We start from the raw sequence: 18975 nt of genomic DNA on the forward strand, positions 1-18975 counted from the left end.
GCTTCGCTCGCATATCGAAAGGCTGACCGTCGCGAAACGAAAAGTGCATGATAAGCTCTCCGCGTGACCCGGTCGGATCTGATCCCCAGGCGTGCGACGTCGGCTGTCGTTGAGGCGCTGGCGGATACCCGTGTCGTGCTCGTGAACGGGGCCCGACAGTCGGGCAAGAGCACACTCGTGCGCAGCGTAGCCGGCGATCGGGCCGCTGAATGGCGGGACCTCGATCTCCTTCAAGACCGGCAGTCGGCGCTCGAAGACCCCGTGGGCTTTGTTTCGTTTGAGGGCCTCATGGTCATCGACGAGATCCAGCGGGCGCCGGAGTTACTGCTGGCCATCAAGGCCGACGTGGACGCGGCCCCTCGGCCTGGTCGCTTTCTGCTCACTGGTTCGTCCCGTTTGCTCGCACTCCGGGGCCTTCCTGACACTCTCCCCGGCCGGATGGAAACCATTGAACTCTGGCCATTCTCGCAAGGGGAGATCGACCGCACTCCGGACGGCTTCATCGACGCAGCCTTCCGGCTGGGGCCGGCCATCCGGCACGAGAGTGCGGTAACCCGGATCGACTATGCGGAAAGGGTCGTCCGCGGAGGACTGCCAGAGGCGGTCGCCCGCACCGACGCGCGCCGCCGGGGCCGTTTCCTCGACTCCTACGTGCAGAATCTGATCGACCGAGAAGTGACTCAACTGGCCGAGATCGAGCGAGCACCGCAGTTGACCACACTGATCCGCTTGCTCGCCGCGCGGTCCGGCCTTCTCGTTGCCGCCGGAAGTCTCGAGTCGGAACTTCAGCTGTCCCGTCCCACCATCGCGCGGTACATGCGGCTTCTTGAAGAGGTCTTCCTGATCAAGCGCATACCCGGCTGGTCGCGCAACCTCGGCACCCGCGCCACCAGCACCGCCAAGCTCGTCTTCGTCGACTCGGGAATCGCCGCCCGCCTGCTCGCCATGGACGGTCACGCGCTTCGCCGTCCCGGCGCCCCATTCGGTCCGCTACTCGAAGGCTTCGTGCTCTCCGAACTGGCCCGCCAGACGACCTGGTCCCAGGAACTCGTCGACATCTACCACTACCGAGACCACAACAAAGTCGAGGTCGACGCGGTCCTGGAAAGCCGCCAAGGCCAGGTCATCGGCATCGAGATCAAGGCGGCCTCGACCGTCAGATCCGAGGACTTCAACGGATTACGGCAACTCGCCACCAAACTCGACGACGATTTCATCGCCGGCATCGTCCTCTACACCGGCACCACAACCCTGCCGTTCGGACCCAAACTCAGGGCGATGCCCGTAAGCGCGCTGTGGCAACTGGACCAGGAAGGACAAACCCACGCAGCGGGCTACCTAAACGGCGAACGCGCCTGCGAGACCCGGGAGTGATAGGCAACCCGGCACGGCGACGACCACCTCAACCAAACACGGACCACGTCGCCCGAGCTTCGGAGGACGATCGACCGCGGACAGGCAGGCCGACCCGAGAAGGCGACGGCGTACTTGAACCCGACGGAGCGCGCCACCCCGGGGTTTGAGGGGGTGTGGGTGGAGCGAAGCTCCCCCACTGGGGAGCGCCGGCGGAGCCGGTGCGCGGGGAATCCGAAACCGCCACCGCCGAACGCCCCCTGCGTGAGCAGGGGGCGTTCGGCGGTGGAGGTGACAGTGACCCACTTGAACCGGCCGTAGTGGCTGATCTCCGCGGACCGTGTCCGGGTGCCGCACCCGCCCGTACGAAGCGAGGCGGTTGTGCCACAGCTCGACATCCACAATGCGAAGACCAGCATCTCCCGGATCCTTGAGCGCATGGAGCACGGCTAGGACATCATCATCAGTCACGCCGGCATCCCTGATCGCCAAGGTGGTCCCGCTCCACCCGCGCATCAAGCGCACGCCGGCAGGGGCTCACTGGCCAGTCAGTGCGCCGGAGCGTTTCGCAGCACCATACCTACGGACCTCCTCGGCGCAGCCGCGAGCGATCAGGTCCCCGCAGTCAGCCTTGCCATAGACACGCTCAAAATCCAGGTTCGCAACGTCGACTACCTTGCCCAACTCAAACCATTTCCACTGCGGCATCAACCCGCCGGGTGCAAGGGCGAGGTCTAGATATACGGCATGCCTGTACTTGAACTGACGCTGGATATCCAAGATGGATTCGATGGTCCCGCGACTGCCGGGGCGGCCTTCGTTGGGCCTTTCGGATTCGTGGTTCTTCTTAAGCTCGAGAACCAGCAGGTTGTGCTCGGGCCCGGGGAGACCTCGCCGGTGCACGACAAGATCGGGAGTGACAGTCGGCGGTCGAGAGTCAGTATCGCCCGCCGGGGGCGCGCTCCACCGCTTGGCATCGACCTGAGTTCCTTCGCCCGCTCGGCTGTACTCGCAGTCGACATCCCAACTGCGCTCCATGACGCTCTTGAGGTGCCACCCTAATGCGGCGGCAATCGAGCGCTCGCTGCCCACTCCCAGAGGCTGAGGAGCCCGCAAGCTGAGCAGACGCCAGTCATCAACGATGAGCTTACTCAAGGCCAGGGTGAGGCGCCGTTGAACCGTCCCTCTCTTCATGTCGTCGATTCTGTCATCGAAGAACCAGAGCTGCCGGATGCAGGGACGGGTCCTTGGAACATAGGTGAGCAGCAGGGTCCACCGCTGGACGACGCCAGCCTGTGCGGAGACACAGGGACGCCGGCGCCGAACGGGTCGGGACGGCTTTCTACCGCTGATACGAGGGAGCCCTGTTCATTGCTGCGGGTCCATCTACGGCCAGCACGGCAGGGTCATCGACGAAGTCGAGACAAGCAGGAGTCTAGCCATGGCAGGCACGTACTCTGGGTGCCCCGCGAAGCGCCCAACCACCACCGACAAGGCAGGACAAGCCGATCCGAGCAACCCCGCGACGGTTTTGAGGGGGTGTGGGTGGAGCGAAGCTCCCCCACCGGGGAGCGCGGGCGCAGCCCGTGCGCGGGGAATACGGAACCGCCAACGGCGAACGCCCCCTGCGTGAGCAGGGGGCGTTCGGCGGTGGAGGTGCCGGGAATCGAACCCGGGTCCTTCGTCGCTTTGTTAGGGCTTCTCCGAGCGCAGCTCGCTGTGCCTCTACTCGGCCCTACCAATCACGCGAGCGAGTTGGTATGACGGGCCCAGTCACGATTGATCTCACCGCGCGAGCCCCGTGACAGGACTCGGTTGGCCAGCCTTCTAGCTGATGCCGGTTACTGGGCCGAAGGCAATCCCAGACCGACAGAACTCCACCCTAGCTTAGGCAGCGAGAGCGAGTTCGGAGCGCTTGAAATTGGCGCTTATAACTTTCCGACGACTGATTCACGAGACAACGTCGGCTTCCTCGGCTCGCTTCCCCTATCGCCACAAACAAAGTCGAAACCAGTCACCCCCGCGCGGGTGGTGTTGGCTGCCGCACCCCTCGTGCGACTGATCAAGCGTAACGCCTCCCCGCCAGAGTTTCATCCCGGTATCCCGGAGCACTTCTGGCCGCCGATCGTGCAGGTGAAGGGCTCGTTGCGGACGCCCAGGCCCTCGACGTCGAAGCGCAGGGTTGCCGAGCCACCCGGCTTGATGGTTCGGGTCGCGTCCACCGCGGTGAAGGTCAACCGTAGCCCCGAGCGGGTCATCGCGCCGCCGGTGACGTTGCGGACGGTCAGGTCGAGCAGGGGCAGGACGATGACGACCGCCCAGTCGTTCGCCGTGGTCTGGCTCGGGTTGCTGATCGTGACCGTGACGCGGTACGAGGTCAGGGTCAGGTTCTCGGTCTTGTACGCCCCGGTGAGCTGCGCGATCCCCGCGGTGCCGTCCGGCGATGAGGCGGAGGACGGACCGGAGGGCGGCGTGAGAGACGGTGTGGGGGATGGCGTCGCTGAGCGCGAGGCCGCGGGCACGACCGGGCGGGACGCGCCGCGCGTGGGCTGCTCGGGGGCGGCCGGTACCGTCGCCTGGATCGGGCCGGGGTCCGCCCGGCCGGTTTGCGGCGCCGTTGGCGGGTGCGGCGTGGTGGCCCTGCCGATCAGGATGCCGGCCATCGCCAGCAATAGCAGTACCGCGGCCCCGGCGGCCACCGCCTGGCTGCGTTGGTCCGCTGACCAGTCCCGCGCGCCCGCCAGCCATCGCCAGCCGTTGCGTACCGCGGTGCCGCCCCGCGCCGCGAGGGACCCCATCCGCGCGGTGCGCTGCGCGGGATCTACCGGCGGGGCCACCTTCGGCACGCCGGTCTCGCGGGTGTTCAGGAGGGCGGCGGCGAAACCGGGCACCGGTGTGGCCGGGCGCGGGCCGGCGGTCGAGTGGAGGTGCGAGCTCAGGGCGGGGGCCGAGCGGCTCGGCGCGTTGGGCTGGCGGGGCAGGCGGTTGAACGGTCCGCCGGCGTTGCGCCACGGCGCGGCCGGCGGCGTCGCGGCCTCCGGCTGCTCGGCCGCTCGCGCGGCGATCTTCGCCAGGGTGGCCGGCAACGGACCTTCAAGCAGGGAGGTGTACGTCGTGAGCAGTGCCGTCCGCCGCATAATCCCCTGCCGACCCAGGAAACCGCTCTGCGTGAACGTGAAGCGACTGCCCTCGCCGCGCTCGGCGAGGGTCACCGCGACGATCGTGTGCAGGTCGGTGGCCTGCCAGCGCATCACCAGCCGGTGCGGGGCCTCGACGGTGACGAGTTGTCCCTCGATCGGGTCCTCCAGCCCCGCCAGGTCGCTGGCCTGGAAGGTGAAGGTGCCGTCGTCGCGCGCCATGAACCGCGTCGTCGGCAGCCAGTCGGTGACCAGGCGGGCCTCGGTGAACGCGCGCCACACCAGCGCCGGTGGATGCTCGAGGTCGACATCGACCCGAATCTCGGTCACGGAGGGACTATATGGCCTCAACGCATTGCTTGCAGAGTGCCCGCGCGCTACCCATGCGCGAGAGCGCGACTACTCGGCGTTGCCCTTGCCGCGGCGGCCCACGACGCGGGCGATCTCGCGGTCGGCGTCGCGTTTCGCCAGGGTCTGACGCTTGTCGTACGCCTTCTTGCCCCGCGCCAGCGCGAGCTCGACCTTCGCCCACCCGTCCGCGAAGTACACCGACAGCGGCACCAGGGTCAGGCCACTCTCCCGCACCTTCACCCCGATGCGGTCGATTTCCTGGCGCTTCAGCAGCAGTTTCCGGATCCGCCGGGGCGGGTGGTTGGTCCAGGTGCCCATCGTGTACTCGGGGATGTGCATCGCGTGGAGGAAGACCTCGCCGTCGGAGATCTGCCCGAACGCGTCCACGAGCGAGCAGCGCCCGGCCCGCAGCGACTTGACCTCGGTCCCGGTCAGCGCGATGCCGGCCTCGAACGTGTCGAGAATCTCGTAGTCGTGGCGCGCCTTCCGGTTGGACGCGACCAGCTTGCGCCCCTTTTCGCGCGGCATCGACCCCTCCAGAGTTTCTCGACCGGTCTGAAGAGTATCGCGCCGGGCAAGACCATTTACGGCGGCGCCGGGCGCGCCCGTCGGTGAGACCAACGGAGACGGGCGAGTCCAGCAGCGGCAGACGGGATCAGCAGAGGCAACCGGGGAGCCAGTTCAGGGGCTGGACCGGGGTGCCGTCGAGGCGGACCTCGAAGTGCAGGTGGTTGCCGGTCGAGGCGCCCGTGGTGCCCACGCGGCCGATCAGCTGACCGCGCTGCACCCGCTCGCCGACGCGCACCAGGATCGCGGACTGGTGGGCGTAGCACGTCGCGAGGCCCTTGCCCTGGTACAGGCCGTGCGAGAGGCACGTGTAGTTGCCGTTGCCGCCCGACGGGCCGGCCCGGACCACGACGCCGTCGGCGGCGGCGACGATCGGCTGGCCGCCGCCCGCGGCCACGTCGATGCCCGCGTGCAGTTGATACACCTTGTACACCGGGTCGAACCGCATCCCGAAGTTGCTCGATTTCCAGCCGTTCACCGGCATCAGGAAGAACGCGCCCGCCTTCGGGCCGACGGCGGTGGTGACGGGGGCCTTGGTCGCGGTACCGCCGCTGGAGCTCTTGGCCTTTCTGGCCTCGGCGGCGGCCTCGGCGGCGGCCTCGGCGCGCAACTGCTCCGCGACCTTGGCGCTGTCGATCTTGATTTGCTCGTATCTGGCGAGCACGGCGCCGCGCTCCGCGTTGGCGGTCGCCTCGGCCCGCGCGCTCCGGTCGAGCAGGGCCTGCACGTCGGCGGCCGCCCGCTCGGCGCTCGCCTGCGCGGCCCGCGAGTCGGCCAGGGCGCGGGAAGCCTCGTCGGCGGCCTGCCGCGCGCGCCGCTCGGCGAGCACGGCGACGTCGCTACGCTGCTTCGCGGCCATCCGGGCGACCGTGAGCTGGTCGAGGGCACGCCGGTTCTCCTGGGCGACCCGGTCGAGGTATTGGATGCGCACGACCAGATCGGTGGGGCCCTCCGAGTCGAGGACCGAGTTGAACATGGCGAAGCCGCCGCCCTTGTACGCCGCGGCCACGAACGCGGACACGTCGCGGCGCGCCTGGTCGACCTCGTCCTGGGCGCCCTTGTACTCGCCCTCGGCCGCCCGCACCGCAGCGTCGGCTTCGGCGCGGTCGCGCTCGGCCTGGCGGGCCGCGGCGTCGGCGGCGATGACCCGCCCCTTGGCGTCGGCCAGATCGGTCTGCGCGCCGGGCAGCGCGGCGGCGGCCCGGCCGTGCTCCGCGGCGGCCTGCTGCGCCTTCTCGGTGGCCGCCTCGAGCGTGGCCTGGGTCTCCTGCAGTTGCCGGTCGAGCCGGGCCTTGTCATCTCTGGTGTCCGCACGCCCGGCGGTACCGGACCCGAGCAGCATGATGACGGCGCCGACTGCGGCGACGATCCGGATACGGTTCACAGAAGCAACCCTCCAGTACCACTTGAGGGTTACCGTACGCAGGAAAAAGCGCCGAAGTCCGGAATTTCGGTTAAATGCACCTATCGTGGCGGACGCCCGGAAACGACGGAGGGCGGATCCCCGTGTTCGGGATCCGCCCTCGCGGTCGGGAACGGCTACGTCAGACGCGCACGTAGAAGCGCAGCGTGACCCAGGCCGTGATGGCGCTGACCAGGCCGCCCGCGCCGCACAGGACGGGCAGCATCAGCCAGATGTTGCTCCAGTCGACCGGCAGCAGGGCCAGTGTCAGGGCCTTCAACGATCCGTCGATGAAGACTATCTTCGCGGCCACCAGAGCGCCGAAGGCCAGGATCGCGCCGATCAGGCCGGCGAAGACCGCCTCCAGCACGAATGGCATCTGGATGAACCAGTTCGAGGCGCCGACAAGCTTCATGACGGCGACCTCGCGCCGTTTGCTGTAGGCGGCGACCTGGATCGTGTTGGCCACCAGGAGCAGCGCCGCCGCGCCCTGGACCACCGCGACCGTCAGGGCCAGTGTCTGCAGCGCACCCAACAGGTCGAAGACCCGTTTCAGCAGCTGCTTCTGGTCGACGATGTCGCTGACGCCTTCCTGGCTGCGGAACTGGTCGCTGAAGTCCAGGACCTTGTTCGGATCCTTGAGCTTGATCCGGAACGACTCGGGCAGCGACTCCGGCTTGGTCGCGCTGACGAGGTCGGGTGCGTCCTTGAACTGCACCTTGAAGCGTTCCCACGCTTGGTCCTTGGTCTCGTGCTTGTACGACTCGACCAGGGCGTCGGCCTTCAGAGCGCTGTCGATGTTGTTGCGCTGCTCGTCGTTGACGTCGGGCTTGAGGAAGACGGACACCTCAATGCGCTGGTAGAAGTAATCCTCCATCTTGCCGACCTGGAGGAAGAGCAGCAGGCTCGCGCCCAGCATGGTCAGCGACACCGTCATCGTGATGATCATCGCGATCGTCATCGTGACGTTGCGCCACAGTCCGGTCAGGACCTCGGACAGGACGTATCTCACACGCATCGGGTGGGGGTTCCTTCCCAGCGGACCCAGCAGGAGGACAGGGGGCGGTGCGGACTACGGCCGGAGGTCAGCCGTAGACACCGCGGGGCTGGTCCCGCACGATTCGGCCACTTTCGATCTCGACGACTCGGCGTCGCATCTGGTTCACGATGTTGGAGTCGTGCGTCACCATGACGACGGTGGTGCCGGTGCGGTTGATCCGGTCCAGCAGCCGCATGATCTCGATCGACGTGTCCGGGTCGAGGTTTCCGGTCGGCTCGTCGGCCAGCAGGATCAGCGGACGGTTGACGAAGGCCCGGGCCACCGCGACGCGCTGCTGCTCACCGCCGGAGAGCTCGTGAGGGTAGCGGTGCTCCTTGCCGCCGAGACCGACGAGCTCGAGCACCTCGGGGACAACGCGACGGGCGACCCCCTTCGACTTGCCGATCACCTCGAGGGCGAACGCCACGTTCTCGTAGGCCGTGCGGTTCGGCAGCAGGCGGAAGTCCTGGAACACGCAGCCGATCTGCCGGCGGAACGCGGGAATCCGCCACGAGCGCATCGAGGTCACGTCGCGCTCGTTCACGACGACCTTGCCCCGGTTGGGGGTCACCTCGTGCAGCAGCAACTTGATGATCGTGGACTTGCCTGAGCCGGAGGGACCGATGAAGAAGACGAACTCGCCCTTCTCGATGTTGACGGAGACATCGTCGAGGGAGGGGCGAGACGCCTTCGGATACGTCTTCGTCACGTGGTCAAGCCGAATCACGGGACGTGAGTCTACGCGGTGTCACAAGTTGGCCAAGTACACGCGGTACGTCATGCGCGATTTGCTGGCAATGCGGACCCGTACAGGGGACGCGAACCGCAGGGCAGCGCTTGATTACGCGGCCCAGTGTGACGTATATCTCATTTTTTGCCACGAATCCACGGTAACGTTACGTAATTGACGCACTCCAAAGCGATCATCACGCGGCGGTGCCGAGCTCCCGCTGTTTGCGCCACCGGATCCCGGCGTCGATGAACGCGTCGAGGTCGCCGTCGAAGACCCCGGTCGGGTTGCCCGTCTCGTGCTCGGTGCGCAGGTCCTTGACCATCTGGTAGGGGTGCAGCACATACGAGCGCATCTGGTCGCCCCACGACCCCGCCACGTCGCCGCGCAGCGCGTCCATCTTCGCCGCCTCCTCGGCCCGCTTCAGGGCCAGCAGCTTGGCCTTCAGCACGCCCATGGCGGTCGCCTTGTTCTGAATCTGGGAGCGCTCGTTCTGGCAGGACACCACGATGCCGGTCGGGATGTGGGTCAGCCGCACCGCCGAGTCGGTCGTGTTGACGCCCTGGCCGCCGGGGCCGCTGGAGCGGTAGACATCGACGCGCAGGTCGTCATCGGGGATCTCCACGTCGTCGGTCTGCTCGACGACGGGCACGACCTCCAGCGCGGCGAACGACGTCTGGCGCCGGCCCTGGTTGTCGAACGGGCTGATGCGCACCAGCCGGTGGGTGCCCGACTCGACCGACAGCGTCCCGTAGGCATACGGCGCCTTCACCGCGAACGTGGCGGACTTGATGCCCGCCTCCTCGGCATAGGAGGTGTCGTAGACATCGGTGGTGTAGCCGTGGCGCTCCGCCCACCGCAGATACATCCGCAGGAGCATGTCGGCGAAGTCGGCCGCGTCGACGCCACCGGCACCGGCACGGATCGTCACCAGGGCCTCCCGGGCGTCATACTCCCCGGACAGCAGCGTGCGGACCTCGAGCTCCTCGATCGCCTTGCTCAGGCCGGCGATCTCCTCGCCGACCTCGCCCAGCGAGCCGGAGTCGCTCTCCGCCTCGGCGAGCTCGAGCAGCACCTGGGCGTCGTCGAGCCGCTGCCGCAGCCGCTCGAGCTTCGTGATCTCACCCTGGACATAGGACAGGCGCGAGGTCACCTTCTGCGCGGCAGCCTGATCGTCCCACAGGTTGGGAACCGACGCCTCAGCCTCGAGATCGGCCTTCTCCTTGCGCAGGCGATCGAGGTCGAGCACCGCCTCGATGTTGCGCAGGGTGCCGTCGAGGTTCTTGAGAGCTTCGGCGTGGTCCAGAGCAGTCACGCGTCAAGACTACGCCGGGTCGCGGACGGCTATTTGCCCGGCGCGCTCTTGAGCCACGTCAGCGCGGCCTTGTGATACCCGACCGCGAACTCCAGCGACGCGGAGAAGAAGTCGTCGCCCGACTTCTTGGCCTCCTTGGCCATCTCGCGCGCCTCGGTGAGCGCCGCGCTGTGGTATTCGGCCGCCTGGGCATAGACCTCTTGCAGTTGGGCCGCCGACTGCTGCGCCCCGAAGGCGACGCGCAGGGCCACCGGATTGCGCAGCGACTCGCGGCCGGCGGGCTCGGCAAGCCACCTGGCGAACGCCCGCTTGCCCGCCGGAGTGATCGCATACGGCTGGCTGGAGCGCGCGCCGGGCTTGCCGAGCTTGACGTAACCGGCGTCGGCCAGCGCGGGGAGCTCACGGTAGACCTGGCTGCGCGTCATCGACCAGTACGGCCCGAGCCGGCGCTGCGCGGCCGCCATCAACTGGCCACCTGTCATCGGCCCCTCGTGCAGCAGCCCCAGCAATGCCGCCGCGGTCGCGTTGACTCCAGAATCCACCATGACCCTACGCTGTCATCTTTCGACGGCGCAGTCCAGGATTTCACGAAATCCACTGTGAACTGTCGCGCTGCGACTGTCGATTTAGGACGGCCATGCCGCCGGCCGCATCATGGGAACGACGGAAACGTGGGGAACGCCGGCATCGACGGGAACGGCGGGAACGGGTCGCCAGTGCCGGGCGGGCCGGTCTTGGACGGCGTCGGTACCGTGGTCGGCTTTTTCGTCGGCGGCTTCTCACCCCCTCCCGGCGCGGCGGGCTCCCCCTGCGTGGTGGACTCCCCCTGCGTGGCGGGCTCTGCCGGCGCCGAGGCGGACGCATCCGGCGTGGTGCTCGCCTCCGGGACGGCCGCCGCGGATGCCGAGGCGGTCGGCGCCGGTGTGGTGGCGTTGACCTTCTTGTCGCCGCCGGCCTTCCCGCCGCCGGACAGCAGCAGGCCGCCCACCGCGAGCACCAGGATGAGCAGCAGGCCGCCGCCGGCCGCGACCAGCAGGCGCCGCTGCCGGCGCGCCGCGTCGGGGGCCGGGCCCTCGGCCGGCGCGTCGTCGCCCGGGTCGAACGGCTCGACCGGCAACTCGGCGGCCGGCCTGATCGGCTCGATCGGGGCCACCGACGCGGTCGGGGGCTCCGGCTGCGCCGTGGCAGCCAACACCTGGGTGACCGACTCGCCGGCGGCCGGCGCCGCGGCGTCGAGGCGCGGCGCGGCCGGCGGCTCGTCCGGAGAGCTCTGCCGCTGCGGTGGGATGATCATGTCGCCGGCGGGCTCGTCGCCGGGCGCCGGATCGGCCCAGAGGGGCTCGCCCGCCGCCACGGCCTCGGCCGCCGAATCCATGACGGCAGCCGTCTCCGGCGCGGCGGGAGACTCGGAGACGACCGCCGGTTCTGCCGGCAGTGCCGAAACAACCGGCATTTCCGAGGCAACCGACAAGTCCGAAGAATCTGTAATGCCCGGATCGTCGGAAGGGTTGGCGAGCCCGTGCGGTTCCGTGGGCAGCTCCCCGATCGGCACCGCCATCATCAGCGCCGCCGACGCGGCGGCCGGCGAGGTGGGCGCGGTCGGCAGCGGCACCCAGTCCACCCGCCGCACGGGCGCCTGCACCGGCGCGGTCTGCTCGGCCGAGCGCTGCCAGAACGTGACCGCCTCCGCCGGCAGCCGGGGCAACGGCTCGAAGCCGTCGAGCGCTCCCTCGGCCGCCCGGAGCCGGCCGACGATCGACGCCGCCGGCGGTCGCATCCGGGGGTCGATCTCCATGCAAGCCTCGATCACCGGCCACAGCGCGGCCGGCATGCCGGGCGGCGGCACCGGCACGCAATCGGCGTGGCGGCGCAGGACTTCGTTGGGCGAGCCGCCGCGGTACGGGCTGCGGCCGCAGATGAGCTCGAAGAGCACCACGCCGAGGGCGTAGACGTCGGCGGCCGGGCTCGGCGGGCCACCGGCGACGACCTCCGGCGCGACGTACTCCGGGGTGGCGTGCGTCGGCCCGGCGGGCCGGTCGAGGCGGCGCGCCACGCCGAAGTCGGCCAGCCGCACCGGCCCGCCGTCGGTCGGCACGAGCAGGTTGCCCGGCTTGACGTCGCCGTGGACGATCCCGTTGGCGTGCACGTACGCGATCGCGTCGGCGACCTGCGCGACCACCTCGGCGGCGACCGCGGGCGGCAGCGGGCCGTCGGCGCGCAGCCGGCGGCGCAGGTCGGGGCCGGTGACCAGGTCCATGGCGATCGCCAGCGCGTTCTTGTCGGTGACCAGATTCCTGACCCGGATCACGGACGGGTGTTCGAGGCCGGCCAGGAGCTCGGCCTCGCCGAGAAAGCCGTCCTTGAGCTCGGGCACCTCGGCGGCCTCCGGACGCAGCACCTTGACCGCGACCCACTCGTTCACCTGCGTGTCGTACGCCCGCCAGACCGCCCCGATGGCGCCGCGGGCCACCTCCGACTCGAGCCGGTAGCGCTTGCCGAGAACCGTCTTCGCGCCGGTGACCGTCTTCATCGTCCGTCCCTCGCCCTCCCCGTGCCGTTCCCCCGTGACGGTAGGCGAGCGCCGCCACGGCGGGCCGCTCCGCACGGCCGTTGGCACAAAGACGGGAGTCGAGCTATAGGGTCACCTGTCGTGACAAGAGGCGCGCTGGTCCGCTGGCTGCAGGGTCTCGAGGCTCACGAGCTCGGCGAGGTCCTGCGCCGCCGTCCCGACGCGCTGACCGCGCCCTCGCCCGGTGACCTCGGCCAGCTCGCCGCGCGCCTGTCCGCCCGCGCCGCGGTGGCCGAGGTGGTGGCGACGCTGCCGTTGCCCGCGCTGCAGGTGGTCGAGGCGCTGGCGCGGCTGGGCGATCCGCCGTTCCCGCACGCCCGGCTAGCCGAGGCGCTGGGCCGCGGCCCGGACGACCCGGAGTTCGACGCCACGCTGCGGGTGCTGAGCCAGCGTGCGCTGGTCTGGCCGGACGGCGATGACGTGTGGACCACGTCGCACCTGCTGCTCGACGCAGCCGCGCGCAACCCGCCGGAGGAGCCGTTCGCGCCTGTGCCGCCGGCGCCCGCGCTCGTCCCCGCCGACCGGGCCGCGATCCGCGCCGCCACGGCCGAGTCCGCCGACGCCCTGCTGCAGCACGCGGCCGGCCTGCTGGAGGAGGCCGCCGAGCGCCCGCTGGCGCGGCAGCGCAACGGCGGGGTCGCGGCCCGGGAGCACGCCCGGCTGGCCGGCCCGCTCGGCCTGGACGAGGCCCTCGTCGCGCATTTTGCCGATGTCGTACTGCACGCGGGACTCCTGGGCCCGGACGGCGCGCACCTGCAGCCGACGACGGCCTACCCGGACTGGCTCGACGCCCCGCCCGCCGAGCGCCTCGCCCGCCTGCTGACGGGCTGGTGGAACGGGCCGCCCGGTCCGGCTCGATCAGCGCAAAACCCCCATGAGCCGCACCGGGCCACGCCTGGTCCGGGTCGATCAGCGCGAAACCCCCTCGAGCCGGATCGGGCGCCGCCTGGTCCGGGTCGAGCACCGCGAAGCCCACTCGAGCCGGACCGGGCGGAGGCGCTGCGCCGCGTGGTCGTGCGCGTACTGCACGACCTGCCGCCGGACACCGCGGTGGCCGGCGCGGACTCGCTCGCGCCGCTGGTGCGCTGGACCGCCCCGCTGACCGCGCGGGAGGTCGCGGACCTGCCGGCGGCGGTCGAGGGGGTACTGGCCGAGGCGGCGCTGCTCGGCGTGTGCGCGCTGACCGCCGCGGACACGTTCGCCGTCGGCCCGCTCGGGCGCGCGCTGGCCGACGGGCGGCCGGTCGCCGAGGTCGCCCGGACGCTGCTGCCTGCGCCGCCACCCCCGGACCCCCTCCGGGTGCGCCCGGTCGGCAGCGTCGTGGTCTGCGACGACCCGCAGCTGCTCGACGAGGTGGCGGCCGCGCTCGGGCTGGAGCGCTTCGCGCCGACGGTCGCCGGCTTCCGGGAACCGGCCGCGGACGCGCTCGCAGCGCTGCGGGCGGCGGGCTACCGGCCGGTCACCGACGGGCCGCGGGTGACGCTGCGACGCGCGCCCACGCCGCTCGGCGAACGGCCGGCCGACCGGCGCGCTCGGCCCAGGCCGGCCGTGGACCCGGGCGAGCTGGCGCGGCGACTCGCCGTACCGATGCAGCGAAATGCCGCACCGCTGGAGCAGATCCGGCATCGGGCGCCCCAGTTGCGCCCCGAACAGGCGCAGTTGCTCGCCGACGCGGTCGAGCACGGCACGCCGATCTGGATCCGATACGTCGATGTGAACGGGCGCGCCTCCGAGCGGGTGATCGAGGACGCCGAGCTCGCCGGGTCGGTGATCGAGGCCTGGTGCCGGCTGCGCCGCGACGATCGTGCCTTCACGCTCGACAAGATCGTCGCGGTCGCCCGGCCGCGGGAGTAGGTCAGCCCATGTGCGGGTAGCGGTGGTCGGTCGGCGGTACGAACGTCTCCTTGATCGTTCGCGGCGACGTCCAGCGCAGCAGGTTGTGCCAGGAGCCGGCCTTGTCGTTGGTGCCCGACGCGCGGGCGCCGCCGAAGGGCTGCTGGCCGACCACGGCGCCGGTCGGCTTGTCGTTGATGTAGAAGTTGCCGGCCGCGAAGCGCAGCGTGTGCGCCGCACGGTCGATGGCCGCCCGGTCGGTGGCGAAGATCGAGCCGGTCAGCGCATAGGGCGCGATCGACTCGGCCTGCTCGACGACCGCGTCGAAGTCGCCCTCGGCGAAGACGTGGACCGCGAGGATCGGCCCGAAGTACTCCGTCGTGAACACCTCGTGGCCGGGGTCGGTGCACTCCACGATCGTGGGGCGCACGAAGAATCCCTCGGAGTCGTCGGTGGTACCCCCGGCGACGACCGTGCAGGACGGCGAGTTCTTGATCCGGTCGAGCGCCGCGGCGTTCCGGTCGAACGAGCGACGGTCGATGACCGCGCCGCCGAAGTTCGTGAAGTCGGTGACGTCGCCGAACGCGAGCGAATCGGCGGTGGCGGTGAGCTCGTCCCTGATCCGCGCCCAGAGGCTCGCCGGCACGTAGGCCCGCGAGGCGGCCGAGCACTTCTGGCCCTGGTACTCGAACGCGCCCCGGATCAGCGCGGTGCTCAGCGCCGCCGGGTCGGCCGACGGGTGCGCGATCACGAAGTCCTTGCCGCCGGTCTCACCCACGACCCGCGGGTAGGAGCGGTACACGTTCTCGGCGACGGTCCGGTTGAGCGTGCGGAACACCGCGGTGGAGCCGGTGAAGTGGATGCCGGCCAGGTCGGGGTCGGCGAGCGCGACCTCGGAGACGGCCAGTCCATCCCCGGTGACCAGGTTGATCACGCCGGGTGGCAGGCCGGCGGCCTCGAACAGCCGCATCGTGTAGTGCGCCGCCAGCTGCTGCGTCGGCGAGGGCTTCCACAGCACCGTGTTGCCCATCAGGGCCGGGGCCGAGGGCAGGTTGCCGGCGATCGCGGTGAAGTTGAACGGGGTGATCGCGTAGACGAAGCCCTCCAGCGGGCGGTGGTCGAAGCGGTTCCACACCCCCGGCGACGAGAACGGCTGATCCTCGAGGATCTTCTGCCCGAAGTACACGTTGAAACGCAGGAAGTCGATGAGCTCGCAGGCCGAATCGATCTCCGCCTGGACGGCGGTCTTCGACTGGCCCAGCATGGTCGCGGCGTTGAGGGTGTCCCGCCAGGGGCCGCTGAGCAGGTCGGCGGCGCGCAGGAACACCGCGGCGCGCTCCGTGTAGGGCAGGTCGCGCCAGGCGGGCGCGGCCTGCTTGGCCGCGTCGACCGCCAGGGCGGCGTCGTCGGTGGTGGCGTTGTGCGTGACGCCCAGCACATGGCGGTGGCGGTGCGGTTGGACCACGTCGATCGGCGCGCCGGCGGCCATGCGCCGCTCGCCGTCGATCGTCATGGTCAGGTCGTGCCGCTCCGCGGCCAGCTCGGCGAGGCGGCGCTGCAGGCTTGCCCGTTCCGGGGTTCCGGGGGCATATCCGTGCGCGGGCTCGTTGTTGGGCACCGGCACGTCGAACAAGGCATCCATGAGGGTCTCCCACGTCGTCTCGACAGCGTTGGCGAGGTCTTCTCCATCCTCGCACGGGCGGCGGGCCGGCCCGGCGGCTCGCGTACGCTGCTCATCGTGGGTGCGAAGCGTGCTGAGGTGGTTGAGCCGACCGTGAACACCTGGCGTCCGGGGCGCGCCGTGTTCGTGGCCGGGTTCGCGCTCGTGCTGCTGTTCCTGACGCTCTTCTCGGCGCAGGGGCACGTGCCCGGCCCCGCGGTCGCCGCGCTGGTCCTACCCGGTGTGCTGGCCCCGACCCTGATCGCCGGGAGCGCGATCGGCGTGCTGGCCGTCGGCCGGTTCGCCGCCGAGGCGGGGGTGCGGGGGCGGCTGCTGCACGGCGGCCTCGGCGGGCTGCCGGTCGGGCTGCTCGCGATGGGCGGAATGATCGCGGCGTACCACAAGGGGCCGTCGGTCGCCTACGTCGCGGCCACGGTGGCGGTCGCCGGCGTGCTCGGTGGCCTGGTCGCCGCGGCGCGCCCGATCAGCGCGGTCGCGGCAGGCGCGGCGGCCGGCGTGACGGCCTCCGGCATCGGGCTGCTCGTCGCGTACTTCCAGAACGACGTCGTCAACCTGTTCGGCAACCAGGAGACGGTCGGCAGCATGGCCGACGCCTCCTACCGGCTCCAGATGACCGCGTCGATCGTCGGCGGGGTGGCCGCCGGCGTGACGGCCTTCCTCTACCTGCGCCGCACCGGCCTCGCGCTGCCGTGGCCCGCGTATCCGCTGGCCGGCTCGCTGCCGGGGCTGCTCACGCTCGGCGCGGCGCTGGTCGGGCGGATCGGCGGGCTGCCGCTGTCGCACGCGGTCGCGAAGGAGAGCGAGTTCGACGCCGCGATCATCGCCAGCCGGCTGCCGGAGCAGGTCAACCACGGGCTGATCCTGGTCTTCGCGGGCGCGTTCCTGGCGATGATCCTTGTCGGCCGGACGCTGAAGCGCGCTAGCTGACGAGCTGGTCGAGCTCGGACGGGTCGTACCACTCCAGCTCGTGGTCCTCCACCCCGTCCACCGTGAACTGGGCGTCGGGGTCGCCGGCCGCCGCCTCCTCGACCACGTCCGCGGCCGCCGCGACGTCCGCCTCGGCCGCCTGTCCGTCGACGTGGATCGCCGCGACGACCCGCAGCGCGATCCGGCCGGAGATCTCGACCAGGCTCGAGCCGAGCTCCAGGCCGTTCATCTTCAGGGCCGTCGCCGGCAGATCGACCGAGAGCACCACCCGGCGGCGGAGCGCCTTGGCGTCGTGGCGCAGCAGCCGCAGGGCGCTCTGCGCGGCGCGGGTGAAGGCGACGTACTCCAGCTCCTCCTCGTCGCCCTCCGCATACCACTCGCGTAGTGCCGGCGTGACCGCGTGTGCCTCGGCCGGTGGCGGCAGCTCACCGCTCTCCCGCAGTACGGCAAGCTGGGCCAGGGTCGCAGGCAGGTACACACGGGTGAGGTCGGTCGTCACGCTCCCTGTACTACACCCTCGCCCGGGTTTCGACACGCATGCTGGGCGTGTCGAGGACATTGAACGCGTCCGGGTGCCGTCGTAACCGGTAGGAAGCGAACGATGGCAAACTGAGGGGATGGAGCCGCGATTCCTGCTCATGGCGGACGTCGCCGAGCAGTTGAACGTGTCGACCTCGCAGGTGTACCACATGGTGCGCAGCGGGGAGTTGCCCGCGATCAAAGTGGGCGGCCGCGGCCAGTGGCGGATCGAGCGCAGCAAGCTCGAGGAGTACATCGAGCGCAAGTACGCCGAGACGGCGGAGTGGGTGCGCAGCAACCCGCTGGTCGATCGAGATGATCCGGACTTCTCCTGATTTATCCGGTTTATCCGGTGGGCAGGTGGCGGAGTGCCCGCCCGCACGAAACGACCTATGGTCCTAACCGGACATAGGCGAACGTAAGCAAACGCAAGATTGTTGACGTCATCGCGCGCCCTCGATACAACGGACTAGGAGGCAATCGAAAGCAAACGCAAGGATCGGGGGGCAATTTCATGACGGTGATCGTCGAGCAACGTCCACGCCGCAGCGCCCGGGCCCGCGCCCGCCGGGCCCCGTCCGGCCCAGCGGTCGTGCTGCGTATGCCCCCGCCCCTGGACCCGCCCCCGGAACAGGTCGGCGAGCCGGCCACCGAGCCGGCCCTCGACATGGACCAGCTGCCGCTCGAGTGGCCGGGCGCCCCGCCCCTGTCCCGCGCGCCCCAGCCGCGCCGCCCCCGCCCGGCGCCCACGCCCCCGGGCCCGCGCACGAGCGCCTACGCGGCGGCCCAGCGGTTCGTCGGCCTGTGCGTCGAGATCCTCAACGGCTACCGACCGGCGAGCCAGCTCCGCCCGATGAGCCACCCGCAGCGCTTCGCCGACATCAGCGACCAGATCCTGCGCCGCACGGTTCGCGTCCGCATGACCCCCGGCCAGGCCGCCCGCCACGGCCACCTGGTCCGCGCCCGCCGCCTGCTCCTGTCCGAGCCACTCGCCGGCGTCGCCGAGGCCGCGGTCGTCCTGGAGCACGGCGACGCCACGTGGGCAATGGCGATCCGCCTCGAGCGCACCACACGCCCGGGCGTCGGCGTGCTCGGCTGGATGTGCACCGTGGTCCAAGTCGTGTAGCCCACGGCAAACACAAACGGGCGGCCGTCCCGATCACGGGGCGGGACGGCCCCACCCGCCCGGTCCCAGCCACGGTGCCTCCCAGCCACGGTGCTGGCTCCGCCTCGGTCACGGGACGGGACCGTTCGGCCACCCGGTTCCGGACACGAGCTGGGACGATCCGGCCGCCGGTCCCTGGACACGGGGGCCGGAACTGCCCTGCCGCTCCTCCACGGTCAGGGTTGGACGGCTCCGCCGCTGCTGCTTCCGCCGCTCGCGCTCGGGGAGGGACGGCGCGAGCGGCGGTCCCTGGAGGTTCGGCGTCCCGGATTCGGTGGGCCGGGAACCACCTCCGCGGCGGCCATCGCGCCCTCACGTGCCGGGGCGCGATGGCCGCCACCCACCGCACGTTGCCCCCGGTGCGCTCGGTCGCGACAAAGCCAGCGG

At 70.6% G+C, this 18975-nt stretch carries 16 protein-coding genes and 1 other RNA gene; 5 read left to right on the top strand and 12 right to left on the bottom strand.

The window, feature by feature from the left end:
• Nucleotides 1-63: 63 nt before the first annotated feature.
• Nucleotides 64-1374 (top strand): ATP-binding protein, encoded by a 1311-nt coding sequence (locus ABT297_RS05020; RefSeq protein WP_350544839.1) that lies wholly within the window; start codon nucleotides 64-66, stop codon nucleotides 1372-1374.
• 516 nt (nucleotides 1375-1890) lie between these two features.
• Here the strand turns inward: ABT297_RS05020 and ABT297_RS05025 are convergent.
• The 10 genes from ABT297_RS05025 to ABT297_RS05070 form a co-directional block, all read right to left on the bottom strand.
• A complete protein-coding gene (locus ABT297_RS05025; RefSeq protein WP_350544840.1) occupies nucleotides 1891-2547 on the bottom strand; it encodes a hypothetical protein in 657 nt (218 codons plus the stop codon).
• Between the two features lie 454 nt (nucleotides 2548-3001).
• Nucleotides 3002-3375, bottom strand: a transfer-messenger RNA (tmRNA) gene (gene ssrA / locus ABT297_RS05030).
• Between the two features lie 68 nt (nucleotides 3376-3443).
• Nucleotides 3444-4820 carry an SRPBCC domain-containing protein gene (locus ABT297_RS05035; protein WP_350544842.1) on the bottom strand — a complete coding sequence of 459 codons (1377 nt, stop codon included), beginning with the start codon at nucleotides 4818-4820 and terminating at the stop codon, nucleotides 3444-3446.
• Between the two features lie 69 nt (nucleotides 4821-4889).
• Complete coding sequence (smpB, locus tag ABT297_RS05040) at nucleotides 4890-5369, bottom strand: SsrA-binding protein SmpB (protein ID WP_350544843.1); 480 nt, start codon at nucleotides 5367-5369, stop codon at nucleotides 4890-4892.
• 127 nt (nucleotides 5370-5496) lie between these two features.
• Nucleotides 5497-6792 carry a peptidoglycan DD-metalloendopeptidase family protein gene (locus ABT297_RS05045; protein WP_350544845.1) on the bottom strand — a complete coding sequence of 432 codons (1296 nt, stop codon included), beginning with the start codon at nucleotides 6790-6792 and terminating at the stop codon, nucleotides 5497-5499.
• Nucleotides 6793-6952: 160 nt separating this feature from the next.
• The gene (gene ftsX, locus ABT297_RS05050) at nucleotides 6953-7828 is read right to left on the bottom strand and encodes a permease-like cell division protein FtsX (protein WP_350544846.1); all 876 of its coding nucleotides are present in this window, start codon (nucleotides 7826-7828) and stop codon (nucleotides 6953-6955) included.
• Between the two features lie 67 nt (nucleotides 7829-7895).
• Nucleotides 7896-8576 carry a cell division ATP-binding protein FtsE gene (gene ftsE / locus ABT297_RS05055; RefSeq protein WP_190251422.1) on the bottom strand — a complete coding sequence of 227 codons (681 nt, stop codon included), beginning with the start codon at nucleotides 8574-8576 and terminating at the stop codon, nucleotides 7896-7898.
• 199 nt (nucleotides 8577-8775) lie between these two features.
• Nucleotides 8776-9894: a peptide chain release factor 2 gene (gene prfB / locus ABT297_RS05060; protein WP_350544849.1), complete on the bottom strand. Its 1119-nt coding sequence runs from the start codon at nucleotides 9892-9894 to the stop codon at nucleotides 8776-8778.
• A gap of 29 nt (nucleotides 9895-9923) precedes the next feature.
• Entirely contained in the window at nucleotides 9924-10439 is a 516-nt protein-coding gene (locus tag ABT297_RS05065) for a PadR family transcriptional regulator (protein ID WP_350544851.1), read from the bottom strand.
• 107 nt (nucleotides 10440-10546) lie between these two features.
• Nucleotides 10547-12424 carry a serine/threonine-protein kinase gene (locus ABT297_RS05070; RefSeq protein ID WP_350544852.1) on the bottom strand — a complete coding sequence of 626 codons (1878 nt, stop codon included), beginning with the start codon at nucleotides 12422-12424 and terminating at the stop codon, nucleotides 10547-10549.
• 120 nt (nucleotides 12425-12544) lie between these two features.
• On the opposite strand from ABT297_RS05070, the gene ABT297_RS05075 reads away from it, so the two are divergent.
• The gene (locus tag ABT297_RS05075; protein WP_350544854.1) at nucleotides 12545-14317 is read left to right on the top strand and encodes a hypothetical protein; all 1773 of its coding nucleotides are present in this window, start codon (nucleotides 12545-12547) and stop codon (nucleotides 14315-14317) included.
• Between the two features lies 1 nt (nucleotide 14318).
• Here the strand turns inward: ABT297_RS05075 and pruA are convergent, their stop codons facing one another.
• On the bottom strand, nucleotides 14319-15938 hold the full coding sequence (gene pruA, locus ABT297_RS05080) for an L-glutamate gamma-semialdehyde dehydrogenase (protein ID WP_350544855.1): 1620 nt from the start codon (nucleotides 15936-15938) through the stop codon (nucleotides 14319-14321).
• A gap of 96 nt (nucleotides 15939-16034) precedes the next feature.
• On the opposite strand from pruA, the gene ABT297_RS05085 reads away from it, so the two are divergent.
• Nucleotides 16035-16904, top strand: coding sequence for a hypothetical protein (locus tag ABT297_RS05085; protein ID WP_350544857.1), 870 nt, complete (start codon nucleotides 16035-16037; stop codon nucleotides 16902-16904).
• Here ABT297_RS05085 and ABT297_RS05090 read toward each other — a convergent pair.
• On the bottom strand, nucleotides 16897-17403 hold the full coding sequence (locus tag ABT297_RS05090) for a DUF6912 family protein (protein ID WP_350544858.1): 507 nt from the start codon (nucleotides 17401-17403) through the stop codon (nucleotides 16897-16899). The two genes, ABT297_RS05085 and ABT297_RS05090, sit on opposite strands and share 8 nt — an antisense overlap.
• Before the next feature lie 118 nt (nucleotides 17404-17521).
• Here ABT297_RS05090 and ABT297_RS05095 point away from each other — a divergent pair, with 118 nt between their 5' ends.
• Both ABT297_RS05095 and ABT297_RS05100 read left to right on the top strand, forming a co-directional pair.
• Nucleotides 17522-17758, top strand: coding sequence for a helix-turn-helix domain-containing protein (locus tag ABT297_RS05095; protein ID WP_350544860.1), 237 nt, complete (start codon nucleotides 17522-17524; stop codon nucleotides 17756-17758).
• 179 nt (nucleotides 17759-17937) lie between these two features.
• Nucleotides 17938-18549, top strand: coding sequence for an Rv3235 family protein (locus ABT297_RS05100; protein ID WP_350544861.1), 612 nt, complete (start codon nucleotides 17938-17940; stop codon nucleotides 18547-18549).
• Nucleotides 18550-18975: the final 426 nt, after the last annotated feature.

This window comes from Dactylosporangium sp. NPDC000555, assembly GCF_040300025.1.
In the GTDB taxonomy this organism is placed as follows: Bacteria; Actinomycetota; Actinomycetes; order Mycobacteriales; family Micromonosporaceae; genus Dactylosporangium.

Coding starts and splice junctions, on each gene's coding strand:
- ABT297_RS05065 (WP_350544851.1), bottom strand. CDS start 10,439: ATGGTGGATTCTGGAGTCAACGCGACCGCGGCGGCATTGCTGGGGCTG.
- ftsX (WP_350544846.1), bottom strand. CDS start 7,828: ATGCGTGTGAGATACGTCCTGTCCGAGGTCCTGACCGGACTGTGGCGC.
- pruA (WP_350544855.1), bottom strand. CDS start 15,938: ATGGATGCCTTGTTCGACGTGCCGGTGCCCAACAACGAGCCCGCGCAC.
- ABT297_RS05025 (WP_350544840.1), bottom strand. CDS start 2,547: ATGAAGAGAGGGACGGTTCAACGGCGCCTCACCCTGGCCTTGAGTAAG.
- ABT297_RS05100 (WP_350544861.1), top strand. CDS start 17,938: ATGACGGTGATCGTCGAGCAACGTCCACGCCGCAGCGCCCGGGCCCGC.
- ABT297_RS05095 (WP_350544860.1), top strand. CDS start 17,522: ATGGAGCCGCGATTCCTGCTCATGGCGGACGTCGCCGAGCAGTTGAAC.
- ABT297_RS05070 (WP_350544852.1), bottom strand. CDS start 12,424: ATGAAGACGGTCACCGGCGCGAAGACGGTTCTCGGCAAGCGCTACCGG.
- smpB (WP_350544843.1), bottom strand. CDS start 5,369: ATGCCGCGCGAAAAGGGGCGCAAGCTGGTCGCGTCCAACCGGAAGGCG.